16 protein-coding genes are annotated in these 12,374 nt (G+C 31.6%); all 16 read left to right on the forward strand.

Features of this window, described 5'->3' with window-relative positions; all coding sequences use genetic code 11:
• Positions 1–2 precede the first annotated feature (2 nt).
• The 16 genes from O5O44_RS15040 (at position 3) to O5O44_RS15115 (ending at position 12,243) form a co-directional block, all read left to right on the forward strand.
• Complete coding sequence (locus tag O5O44_RS15040) at positions 3–443, forward strand: hypothetical protein (protein ID WP_289195036.1); 441 nt, start codon at positions 3–5, stop codon at positions 441–443.
• Positions 444–590: 147 nt separating this feature from the next.
• Complete coding sequence (locus O5O44_RS15045) at positions 591–1,229, forward strand: hypothetical protein (protein WP_289195037.1); 639 nt, start codon at positions 591–593, stop codon at positions 1,227–1,229.
• A gap of 140 nt (positions 1,230–1,369) precedes the next feature.
• Positions 1,370–2,038, forward strand: a complete 669-nt coding sequence (locus O5O44_RS15050; protein ID WP_289195038.1) for a hypothetical protein — start codon at positions 1,370–1,372, stop codon at positions 2,036–2,038.
• Positions 2,039–2,195: 157 nt separating this feature from the next.
• Positions 2,196–2,780 carry a hypothetical protein gene (locus tag O5O44_RS15055; protein ID WP_289195039.1) on the forward strand — a complete coding sequence of 195 codons (585 nt, stop codon included), beginning with the start codon at positions 2,196–2,198 and terminating at the stop codon, positions 2,778–2,780.
• Between the two features lie 30 nt (positions 2,781–2,810).
• Positions 2,811–3,731 carry a hypothetical protein gene (locus tag O5O44_RS15060; protein WP_289195040.1) on the forward strand — a complete coding sequence of 307 codons (921 nt, stop codon included), beginning with the start codon at positions 2,811–2,813 and terminating at the stop codon, positions 3,729–3,731.
• On the forward strand, positions 3,732–4,019 hold the full coding sequence (locus O5O44_RS15065) for a hypothetical protein (protein WP_289195041.1): 288 nt from the start codon (positions 3,732–3,734) through the stop codon (positions 4,017–4,019). It begins immediately after the preceding gene.
• 145 nt (positions 4,020–4,164) lie between these two features.
• On the forward strand, positions 4,165–4,722 hold the full coding sequence (locus O5O44_RS15070) for a hypothetical protein (RefSeq protein WP_289195042.1): 558 nt from the start codon (positions 4,165–4,167) through the stop codon (positions 4,720–4,722).
• A 155-nt stretch (positions 4,723–4,877) separates the two neighbouring features.
• The gene (locus O5O44_RS15075; RefSeq protein ID WP_289195043.1) at positions 4,878–5,321 is read left to right on the forward strand and encodes a DUF4262 domain-containing protein; all 444 of its coding nucleotides are present in this window, start codon (positions 4,878–4,880) and stop codon (positions 5,319–5,321) included.
• A gap of 150 nt (positions 5,322–5,471) precedes the next feature.
• Positions 5,472–5,984 carry a hypothetical protein gene (locus tag O5O44_RS15080; protein ID WP_289195044.1) on the forward strand — a complete coding sequence of 171 codons (513 nt, stop codon included), beginning with the start codon at positions 5,472–5,474 and terminating at the stop codon, positions 5,982–5,984.
• Positions 5,985–6,145: 161 nt separating this feature from the next.
• The gene (locus tag O5O44_RS15085; RefSeq protein ID WP_289195045.1) at positions 6,146–6,649 is read left to right on the forward strand and encodes a hypothetical protein; all 504 of its coding nucleotides are present in this window, start codon (positions 6,146–6,148) and stop codon (positions 6,647–6,649) included.
• 172 nt (positions 6,650–6,821) lie between these two features.
• Positions 6,822–7,616 carry a cation efflux transmembrane domain-containing protein gene (locus tag O5O44_RS15090; RefSeq protein ID WP_289195046.1) on the forward strand — a complete coding sequence of 265 codons (795 nt, stop codon included), beginning with the start codon at positions 6,822–6,824 and terminating at the stop codon, positions 7,614–7,616.
• A gap of 168 nt (positions 7,617–7,784) precedes the next feature.
• Positions 7,785–8,351, forward strand: a complete 567-nt coding sequence (locus O5O44_RS15095; protein WP_289195047.1) for a hypothetical protein — start codon at positions 7,785–7,787, stop codon at positions 8,349–8,351.
• A 175-nt stretch (positions 8,352–8,526) separates the two neighbouring features.
• Positions 8,527–9,972, forward strand: coding sequence for a caspase family protein (locus tag O5O44_RS15100; RefSeq protein WP_289195048.1), 1,446 nt, complete (start codon positions 8,527–8,529; stop codon positions 9,970–9,972).
• A gap of 214 nt (positions 9,973–10,186) precedes the next feature.
• Positions 10,187–10,726, forward strand: a complete 540-nt coding sequence (locus O5O44_RS15105) for a hypothetical protein (protein ID WP_289195049.1) — start codon at positions 10,187–10,189, stop codon at positions 10,724–10,726.
• Positions 10,727–10,893: 167 nt separating this feature from the next.
• Complete coding sequence (locus O5O44_RS15110; protein WP_289195050.1) at positions 10,894–11,370, forward strand: hypothetical protein; 477 nt, start codon at positions 10,894–10,896, stop codon at positions 11,368–11,370.
• 381 nt (positions 11,371–11,751) lie between these two features.
• Positions 11,752–12,243: a DUF3592 domain-containing protein gene (locus tag O5O44_RS15115; protein WP_289195051.1), complete on the forward strand. Its 492-nt coding sequence runs from the start codon at positions 11,752–11,754 to the stop codon at positions 12,241–12,243.
• Positions 12,244–12,374 lie beyond the last annotated feature (131 nt).

Consider the following 12,374-nt stretch of genomic DNA (forward strand, 5'->3'; position numbering starts at 1 on the left):
CAATGAAACAGATTATAATTACATTGACTTTATTAATTGCAATTTCCATTAGCGGAAATGCTCAATCAAATGTTGATGTTAATGAAATGGTCGGATTTGGTTGCTACGAAGACGGAAGTCAATCAAAATCTGTCAAAAAAATATCACGACTGATTGACAAGGAAAAATTTAATTCCATTATTAAATTACTCGATTCGGATAATAATGCAGAAAAATATTTAGCAGTAATAGTTTGCGAGAAATTGGCTGAATTGGACAAACTAATTCTGACTAAAGAACTGAACGAAAAAATAACGGAATTATATAAATCTGATGAAGTTGTTTCCGTCTGTTCGGGGTGTGTTTATTGGGACAAATTGACTTTAGAAAATATACTTGATAAAGAAAATCATATACGAATATCCTCGAATTATTGGCTTAATTATAAATTTAAATCGGAATAAAAACTGTTTACAACACCGTGTATAATTAATTGCTAGGTTCTTCCCTACTTGCGAAAATTCCTGCGGAATTTTCTCGGGTTCGTAAATGTTTGTTAACTTAGTTGCCTAACCACGCAACTAACCATACACAAAACCGTTACCACACATTTGAGAAAAATCGTTTTCATATTGACCATTTTGATTTTCCAACAAAGTCTTTACTCGCAAAAAGAAATTGTTGGAAAGGTGGAATTTTATAAATCAATCGAAAATGAATGGAATGTTTTGGAATCATTCCCTGATGAAACAATAGAAAATCTAACAAATCGGAACCATAAAATTAAGATTCTACAAAAGGACAGCATAATAGAACTCAAAACTGACTTAAATGGATTTTTTAAAATTAGTACTGTATTTAATGACTCTATTTTCATAAGGGTAAATGACCATTCACCAGTTTTAAATGAAAACTTTGAATTTGACTTCAATGAAATTAGAGACACTCTAAAACTTCGTATATCTGACAAAAAATTATCTGTCTACCGAGATTCAATTGGAAACCCTGAATTTCACAATAAGTATAGCGAACAACAAGCAGAATTGGATTTTAAGAATGGAAAACGCGAACTTCTTGGATTAGCTGTTTGCTGGCCAACAGAAAAATCTATGGAAATACATAGACAAATAGAAGTTGAATATGCGATAAAATACAACTACATTGAACCGACCCGTGAAAAGATTAGAATAATGTACCGATACAATCAAGTGATGAAAAAATTAATCGGAATAAATAAAAACGTGTGGTAACAATGTATATAAAAAATTGCTATTTTGTGCTTAATCAATGTGAGTTGCTTTGTTTGCTTGCTTCTGATTTTCCTTCGGAAAATCCTCGCACACAAACACGCAACTTTCCATATACGTAACCGTTGGCATTAATTTGAGAAATGGATAAACTAATAGAGAGATTACTTAAATTTTTTGAAAATAAATCTATTCATTTTGGTTTAAGGACTTCTCTATTTATCATTACTCTTTTTGTTTTAACTACTTGCGACTACTATTTTAATTTCACTTATGATATTCATCTAAATAACAAAATTGAAAAATTAGAATCAATTAATAACTTAAAAGAAATATATCAAACTGATTCTCTAAAACTGACTGAATTGACCGAATTAGAAAATCGGATTTACAAGAGAACTCACTACTCTGACCGATTGCGGAATTTGGATTTAAACCAAATCAATATTTTTAAAAAATCGGACACAACTGAAATCAAAAGACCAGTTATTAAAAATGATAATACTATTACAAATAAACCCATTCGTTCATTATTTTGGATGGTTTTGACATCGAATTATTTCTTTATTCTTTTAATTATTGGTTTGGTAATAATGCCTTTTACTGGCTCTGTTCACAGGGAACTAAAGAACATTTTAGGCTCAATCGCTGCAATAATTATAATCGTTGGAATTATATACTTAATCACTTGGATTGCATATAAGATTCCTTTGTTGTGGAATAAACCATATTTGAATTATATATTAAACATTGTTTTACATTCGCCTTTCCTTTACATATTATATTGGTGGAATAAAACAGGAAAAAACTAATGCCAACATTGTATATAAAAAATTGCTATTTTGTGCTTAACCAATGGAAGTTGCTTTGTTTGCTAGCTTCTGATTTTCCTTCGGAAAATCCTTGCACACAAACACGCAACATTTCATATACGTAACCGTTGTGGGTAATTATAAAACAAACATTTAGATGGAAAAGAAAATACTTAAGAATGCGATTGAATTTTATAAAATGGATTATGAAAAAGGAATTGAAACCGCATTAAAACTTGAACAAACAAAATTAACATATCAACGATATTTCATTTCGCTTGTTACAGCAATTGGTACAATTTCAGTTGCTTTTTTAAAATCTGAATTTTTGAAAGAAGAAAGCTCTTTGACAATAGAAAGTCTTATCGGCTTACTTTTGGTCTTCTCGACAATATTAGGTTATATTTTAATTCGAAATTTAGTTTCCATTCGAAGACAAGCGGTTTTTTTTAACAATGCGATTATTTATTTAAGGAATAAACTGATTGCAGAATTCAAGTTAGCAAATGAATTTCCACAAATGAAAGAAGTACCTGAAAACCATAAACATTCAGCAGATTATATTACTATCCTACTTTGCTCATTTATGAATTTGGTAATGCTTGTAAGTGGTACAATCTTACTTTTTGGTTTAAATGGAATAGCTTCAATTCCGCTTGCGTTAACAATGGTAGGCGTTGTTTTATTTTATGTGTTAGTACATATTTATACAATTGAAAAAATACTTACAATCGATTTATAAGGAATAAAAAAACATCCTTACATTTGAGAAATGGCAATTGACTTACAAAAAGGTATTAGTTTAAAGATTGAGGGAGAGCTTGGAAAATTCCAAACTCTGCCAATTGAGTCTTTGATTAAGATTGCAGAATCTTTGCAGGAACTAGTTATGTCAATTGCAAAATATGATTTACCTGCTAACGAATCTATTGATTTAAATAATTTCAAGCTTGAATTAACTGACTTCCAAAAAGGAAGTGCAATTCCTTCCTTTGCTCTAACTCAAAGAGTCCAGCCAGTAATTGCTGATTACGAAAATCAACGAAAAGAGGTGACGAAAAAATTAAATACTATTTTCGAAATATCTGACAAAGGGGATTATACTGATTTAAGAGACTTATATCCTGAACATTTTAAAAGAAATGAAATTGTCGAGAAACTTTATGATTTTACATCGAGTTTTAAAAACTCACCTGTTGCCATTTACGAAAAGGGAAACATTAATGAGAAAAGCGAAAAATATAGACCAAAGAGGTTTAAGGCTTCGACAAAGAAAAGTCTAATAGTTGATGTCAAAGAAATAAAAGAGGACGTACTAGAGGAAAAAGCGTTCGCAAGAATTAAGGTTACAAGAAAAGGAAGTAAAACTAGAAATAGTATAGAAGAGGTTATTTCAACTGCTCAACATTCATTATCATATTCACCAGAAGTAATAAACGTTAATAGAAAACAATACATATTAAACTTCCCATTACGTTGTCTTTTCGCAAAAGAAGACGATTATTATATAATAAATAACGAACAATTAGACATAATTGGAACAGGAGAAACACAAGCCGAAGCAGAACAGAATTTTAACGAAGAATTTGATTATTTGTATAACAGACTAAATTCACTAAAGGACAGTCAACTTAATAAAAGACTGTTAAGAATAAAAAGTGTTTTGAATAGTTTTGTAAAAGAGGTTTTTTAGATGGTTTTAAACAGTAAAAAAGCATATAAGAACCTTAAGAAAAAAGGATTTGAGGACTCTAAAGACCATAGTAATGACCATAAGTATCTGGAATTCCATTATAATGGCAAAATGATATTATATACAAAATTGAGTCACGGAAGTAAAAAAGATTTGAATAATTATCTTATCAAGCAAATGTCTACACAATGTAAGTTATCGAAACAAGATTTTGCTGATTTAGTTAACTGTCCATTGTCTGCCGAAAAGTATATTGAAAAGCTTAAAGAAATCGGAGAAATAGAATAACTACCCACAACAACGTGTATAATTAATTGCTTTGGCAAGTGCTTATTTGGAAAATTCCTTCGGAATTTTCTCGCGTTCGTTTTTGTTTACTAAATTAGTTGCTTAAACACGCAACTAACCATACACAAACACGTTGCCCACAATTATGAAAAAAATCCTGCTAACATTAATAATCGGAATTTTATTAGCCAATTGTGCTGACAGTAAAACTGAATCAAAAGCCGAAACTGATGAAGTTATAGAAACGGTTGAAAGTGTAATCAAAAATCTTGGAACTACAGAAAGTGAAACTCTAAAAATTATAGATAGTTATCAAGAACTTATTCTAAAACAAAACGGCAATAAGTGCGGAGAATGGGGAGGCGACACAAAAGAAATTCGAATTTACAAAACGGAACATAAAGGAAAAATATTTGCCGACTACAAAAACATAATTATTGACTGCAAAGACCCATATTCTGAAAAAAATGAGCCAAAAACTATTGAGAAAAAAGAGATTATATTAAATGAATCGGAATTGAATTTAGCACAGGAAAGTATATCTGAATTAATAAAATACAAACTGACGACTGAACAACGGATTTCACACAGTGGAATCGGAAATTATGTAATTTCTCGTGATTCGACTTTGATAATAGAGGATTGGCCCTCTTTTGGTTGGCCAAAATTTAGAGAACTAATTAAACAAATTGAAAATAAATAACTGTGGGCAACACCGTATATAATTTATTGCTAGTTCTAGCCTACTTACGAAAATCCTCGCGGATTTTCTATTCGGTTTTTATTTGCAAAATTACGTGCTAAACCACGCAACAAACCATATACAAACACGTTGTATGCAATTTGAAAAGCGACAGAATGACCGACGAGAAAAAAGAAAAATATTTTAAAAAAGTTAATGAAAATATTGAAAAATTCGGATTTCATATGACTTATGTGTTGGAAGAAACTGGATTTACACCTTTTGGGTACTCAACTGGAATCTATAAGAATTTTGAGATTCCTGAACTTTTCATTTCTGGACTTCCAAATGGACTCACAACTGAATTGATTACGAATTATGCAGAGAGATATAAATTCAAAAAAGTACCGCTGAATCAAAAAATAGATAATTTAATTGACCGTTTTCCTGTTTACTTCATTGAAGTGGAAAATAATAAATTGACTGAACACACATTGAGTTCGTTTAAATTTTATGAGAATTCGGAATTCAAATATTTACAGCTAATATTTCCTGACTTAAATGGTTTTTTCCCAAACGAATCGGAATATGACTATGACCAAGAAATTTTAGGAGAATGAAAAAACTGCATACAACAATGTATAACCGCAATTACGGCGGATTCGACTACGTCCGAATCCACGCGGAATTGCTAACGACAGTGTCAAACCGAAAAGTTAGTGTAAATTTAACCCGTAACTGACGGTTATACTAGACCGTTGGCATTAATAATGGAGACAGTAACAATAGGATACATAGTGATTGGAATTTTGGTCGTTGTTCTTCTGCTACAACGCAAACGAATTGACAAAAATTCTGAATACGACTCTTATGCTGACGAAAAAAATGAATGGGCAATTCTGACTTCATTTTCGGAATTAAAATTATTGAGTAAATATGCTGGAGAATTAAGATTTGGACCTGCCTTTATTCATCTAAAAACTGAACCAAAAAATGCTTTTGGAAAGGAATTCTTTGGAGACTGGTTTTTTAGAACAGAAGATGGTGTTTATCTGCAAAAGTGGAATTCTAATCCGATTAAAAGCGGAGTTCATACCAAAGCGAATAATGACTTGATTTATTACGACCGATTAAAAAATAAAACCGAAGTTTTGGAAACTGGAATAAAGTCGTTTCATTGGACAATGGAAAAGGACGAGAACAACGAACTGACTTTGATTTCGGATAATGGAAAAACTGAAAATCGAATTAAAATTACTAATGCCAACACCGTGTATAATTAATTGCTTGTTTCAATCCTACGTGGAAATTCCTGCGGAATTTCCTCTGGTTCGTTCCATTTTTGCTAAATTAGTTGCTTAACCACGCAACTAACCATACACAAACACGTTGTGTGTCATACCCAAAAAACCGTGAAAACTGAATGAAATTAAAGAATCTAAATTTGAATTTATCCTTTTTCGGAATATTAGTTCTATTGTTTTTGGTGTCTTGTAATAATGGAGATTATTTGCAAGAATTTGAGAATTACGATGAATTCAGTAAAATTGAAAATCCGAGATTGACAGGTTGGTTTCCTGTCGAATTAATAAAATCTGACGCACATAATATAAAAAACATATCCTATTTAAGTACAAAATGTGTATTTGGAGTTTTTGACTACGAAAATGAGGAACTTTATGACTCAATCTTTATTAAGGAAAATCATATTGACAAAACTTACATTGGAATTTTCCAATCGCAAATTGAATTAGTGGAAAATATTATACCTGAATGGTTTCCGAAAGTTGACTATTGGAAAATTAAAAATAGTGGAATAATACTGTTCGATAATTGCTATGCTTACAAGGATTTAGAGAAAAAGCAGATTTATTATTTTCACCCTGAAGAAGAAAGCACTAGATTCAATGGAAAGATGTATCCTGGAATTAGGGAAACGATTAGATAAAAAAGTACGAACACACAACACCGTGTATAATTAATTGCTTGGTTCACTGCCGACTTACGAACATTCCTGCGGAATATTCTATCTGTGATTTATTTGCTAAATTAGTTGCTTAACCACGCAACTAACCATACACAAGACCGTTGTAAGTAATGCCGAAAACCCACGAATTTGAATGAACAAAACAATATTTGAAATTACCAAAATGGACTGTCCATCGGAGGAAAATTTAATCCGAATGAAATTGGACGGAATTTCAAGTATTGCCAATTTGGACTTTGACATTCCGAATCGAAAATTGACCGTTTTTCACAGCGGAGAAATTGACCAAATCGAAAAGTCAGTTATCGAACTGAATTTAGGCGGAAAGAAAATCTCAACGGAACAAACAGACCATACGGAATTTAAAGAAAACGCAAATCAGAAAAAACTACTTTGGTCTGTACTCGCCATAAATTTCGCGTTTTTCATAATAGAAATGACAACAGGAATTATCTCAAAATCAATGGGACTTGTTGCCGACAGTTTAGATATGCTTGCGGACAGTTTTGTTTACGGAATTAGCTTGTTTGCGGTTGGCGGAACAGTAATAAAGAAAAAACGGATTGCTAAACTTGCTGGATATTTTCAAATAACACTTGCGATTATTGGATTTGTAGAAGTTTTAAGAAGATTTTTCGGAGACGAGAAACTTCCTGATTTTTCGACAATGATTATCGTTTCGATTTTCGCACTTATCGCAAACGGAATTTGTCTTTACATTTTTCAAAAGTCAAAGAGTAAAGAAGAGGCACATTTGAAAGCAAGTATGATTTTCACTTCGAATGACGTGATTATCAATTTGGGAGTAATAATTGCTGGAATTTTGGTAAATTGGTTAAGTTCGAGTAAACCTGATTTGATTATTGGAACAATCGTTTTTGCGTTGGTAATTCAAGGTGCATTCCGAATACTGAAATTAAGCAAGTAAGCGAAAAAGCACTACTTACAACAACGTGTATAATTAATTGCTATGGCAAGTGCTTATTTGGAAAATTCCTTCGGAATTTTCTCGCGTTCGTTTTTGTTTACTAAATTAGTTGCTGAAACACGCAACTAACCATACACGAACACGTTGTGTGTAATGCTGACCAAGATTATGGGAATATTTGACTTTTTAAAACCTGGAGATAATTCCAAGCCTTCAAGAAAGCATATTTCGTTTTCAAATTTAGCATTGGAAATAATTGGAAATCCATTAGAACAAAACGGATTTGAATTTTATCGGAAAAAAGTAGAAACTTACTTTACAACAATAATCTGGACAAAGGAAAAACAGTATGTGAAATTATCCGCATCTGACTTTCCAACTGATTATCCATTCACTTTTGATATAATTCTCGGAGAAGGAGACTGTGACGACTTCTTTGAATCGGAATGGGATTCTATTTCAATTTCCGATATTCAAAGATTAACCGAACCGAATAGAAAATACAAAGGTTATGACTTCCCAAAAAAGCGTGAATTTCGAGCAGTTTTGGAAAAAGCAAAAAATGAGTTGATTGAATTTGGGAATGGTTTTTTAAATGGAGATTTGGAATTATTTTATGAGGCACGAATTCAGACAAACGGAAAAAATAAACCCGAAAAGATTATTAAAAAAGATAAGAATGGAAAAGTTATTGTCGAACTTTTACCATACAACGTAATAAAGAAAAACGACTGAATTAAAGCACATACACACAACAACGTGTAAGCGCAATAACGGCTGAATTTCCTAATCGGAAATTCAACTCGTTTTGCTAAATTAGGTGCGTCAGCGGAAAGTACTCGCGCACTTTCCCGTTACTGACGCTTACACAAAACCGTTGTGCACCATTAAAACAAACTTCATCGAATAAATGAGAATAGGAATATTAATCGGAATTAGTGAATACGAACATTACAACAATCTACCAGGTTGTGATAATGACATCAAAGCAATTTCAGAAGTATTAAATACCTCTAAAGAATTTGACGAGATTAAAATTTTTGAGAAAAATGTTGAAAGTAGTAAAATCAAATCCGAGCTATCAAAATTATTTGAAGATTGGAAAAGTCAAGATGTAGAGGAGTTATTTTTTTACTTTTCAGGTCACGGAAGTTTTATAAGTAATGAATTTTATTATATACTTTCCGATTTTGATGAAAATCAAAAAAGACAAACTTCACTTCAAAATTCGGAAATAGATAGTATGATAAAAAGCATCAAACCTAAAATGGTAACAAAAGTTATTGATGCTTGTCAATCAGGAGTTTCATACATCAAAGGAAATACTAATATTGTAGAAAAATACTATCACAAAACAGCTGACAGTTTTGACAAGTGTTATTTTTTACATTCAAGTATGACATCTCAATATTCTTATCAAAATAATGAATTAAGCGATTTCACAAAGAGTTTCTTAAAAGCTATAGATAAAAGCGACAAGCCATCGATTAGATATAAAGATATTATCGATTACATTTCAGACGAGTTTGAAAAAAGTACAGAACAAACACCCTTTTTTATAACTCAAGCTGACCACACCGAAAGATTTTTAGCCACGTCACCAGAATTACAAAAAGTAATATCAAAGTATGTAAAAGAGTCCAATAAAGAAACTGACAATTCAAAAGATGAAGAAGTAGTTGTATATAACTCTTATATAGAAAAGATTAAAAAAGATGCTGAAATCTACTCAAATAAAGACGAAGTCGAAACGCTTCTTAATGAAGTAAAGGATGTAATAGAGACAACGGATTTACAAACAGAACTGAAAGAGCTCTACTGCTATAAAAATGCGTTTGAACATAATTTACGGTATTTACCAAAAGGAACTTTAATTGCTAGATGGTTAGAGGACAATCCAAACGAATATTTTGCCAAGGCTGATTATGACAAGATACCTTATCAAGAAGAAGAAACAAGAGGTAACCCTTTTGGACAAAGTTTAGCTAGTATGATGAGAGGTAACAAGATTGTAACTAAATACAGAAGCGATTTAAAAGGATTTGAGCAACAATTAGATATTCCTTTTAAATATGCTACAATTGATTTTGTGCCATTGTTTCCAAACCTAAAACAACACGCATTATTATTAACCTTTATAATTTCAAAGAAAGACATTAAATTCTTTTATGCTTTCACAGAATACAATGAAACAGATTGGACTCGCAAAGAAATTATTAAAAATTTCAAATGGAGTTCGTCTGATTTTTTAATTAAAGAGAATAAGCAAATATTTGAATTTATAAAAAAGACAATGTTGGAAACAGAAAACAAATTACTTTCGATAGTGAAAGAAAGATTTGAAAACCGAAAATAACGGTGCACAACAATGTATATAAAAAATAGCGCAAGTCATTGCTAACACTAAGACTTGGGTGTACTTGAAAAGTTACCAAATTTTTAAATTTGACGATTTCCAAGTAAAAAGATAAATAGTAAAATTTAAAAATTCGGCTTGTGGTTATTCGAAAAATAATCGCTTATTTTCAGCGCTACTTTTCATATACGGAGCCGTTGCCACCAATTAAAAAATGACCTCGAATAAATTCAAAATTGAACTTTTAAAGACAAATTGGATATCTGAAGAAGATACTCAAACGGATTTATGTGCTCACGGACAAATGCGAGTGAAAATTGGAAACGAAATTGTTGTTGACCAAACCGAAAATGATGGTTGGACGATTAGCGCAACTGCTCAACTCTTACTTCGGACTTTGGAACGGAATCACACGAAAGAAAATCCTGTTGGAGACCAATTAATTCCTTGCTGTGGACACTTTTTAGTTTTTGACAATGATATGGAAGAAGTTTATATTGGAAGTTGTCCGACTGGAATTGATTGGGAAGTGACTCACGAAAACGGAATTGTAACGCTGAAAACAGAAAGCGGAACTAAAACAAAAGTTGACTTTGAAAATTATAAAAGTGAAGTTTTAAATTTTGTCGACCAAGTTGAGGAGTTTTATAAGAATAGTCCTGAAAAGGAAATCCCAAAAGACGAATTTGACCGAAAAGGTTATTTGCAGTTCTGGAAAGAATGGAATGAAAAAAGAAACAAATGGAAAAAATAACTGGTGGCAACAACGTGTATAATTAATTGCTTTGGTCGTTGCTTACTTGGAAAATTCCTTCGGAATTTTCTCGCGTTCGTTTTTGTTTACTAAATTAGTTGCTTAAACACGCAACTAACCATACACAAACACGTTGTAGCACATTAAACCAAAATCGCGTGAAAAGAATGAATACCTACATAATCTTTGGAGTTTTAGCATTAATTGGAATAATTGCCTTTGTTAGTTGGAATTCAAAACGGAATACAAACACACTCGGAATTGCGGAAAACAAGACTGAACTACGGAATTTCGAAACTCATCAAAAAAAGCGAGATTTAAAGCTTACTGTCTCTTACAATTACGGAGAAATCACAAAAACTATATCTGAAAAAGCAACAGCGGAAATTATAAAAAGCACAATGGAATCAACGAATTGGAATAAATTTCACATTGTGCAACTGGAAGATGAAAATGGAAATGGATATAAAGCTTTGCATGTAAGCGGAAGTTTAGGCGATGATGGTTTAGCTTCTGGATTTGTAACAGACGATGACCATATTTTATTGGTAAAATCATTAGAAACGGTTGAACAAATGACTGAAATACTTCTTGACTTTTTGAAAGGAGAAAATGTTTGGCGGAAGAAATACAAATATGAATAGTAAAGATGGTTTTCCAGATAATGAGCTAGTCCTTTTTTTTATGGGACCACTTTTTTTAGTACTGATTAAGTTATCTGGTAAATACAATTACAATTATCGAACATCATCCCACAATAATGAAAACGATAAGAATTTTGGACGAAAATTAGTTCTTATGGCTTTAGGAACTGTATTTTATGTAGTCCTAATTGTAATACTAATTTCATATGGTAGTAACTAAAATAAATAACGTGCTACAACAACGTGTATAATTAATTGCTTTGGTCGTTGCCTATTTGGAAAATTCCTTCGGAATTTTCTCGCGTTCGTTTTTGTTTACTAAATTAGTTGCTGAAACACGCAACTAACCATACACAAAACCGTTGTAGGTAATTTGAGAAAATGAACATTGATTTAAAAAAACATCTTTTACCATTCGGATTTATGGTCTTACTTTTTTGGTTAAGCAAGACTTATAATGAATTTATTGGAGTATTTGTCTTTTTAATTGTTGGTGGCGGATTTTTATTTGCAGGATTCTATATGCGAAATTCAAATCGCCGAATTCAAGCTAGCGGAATTAAAACGAAAGCCAAAATTATTGACTTTGCCGAAGAACGCTCAAAAGACACCGATGGATATTCACAAGTTCATCACTTTCCAATTGTACGTTTTAAAGACAAAAACGGAATTGAAACTACTCAAAAATTAGATACGAGCGCAAACCCAAAACGAATTAATGAACGGATTGATATTATCTATTTGAAAAAAGAGAATGAATACGAAATAATGATAAACTCTGAATTCTGGAAAACATATTTCCCACTAATTTTTATAATAGGTGGATTTTTATTTTCTGGAGGCGGAATTATATGGTTGATAAACAAAATCTGAATAAAAAACTACCTACAACATTGTATAAAAATAATGCGTAGTTTAGTGCTTAATCAAAGGCTAGTGTATTTTTGTTACTTCTGATTTTCCTTCGGAAAATCCTCGCACACAAAACCGCACTATTCTTATAC

This window comes from Algibacter luteus (assembly GCF_030344935.1).
Lineage (GTDB): Bacteria > Bacteroidota > Bacteroidia > Flavobacteriales > Flavobacteriaceae > Arenitalea > Arenitalea lutea.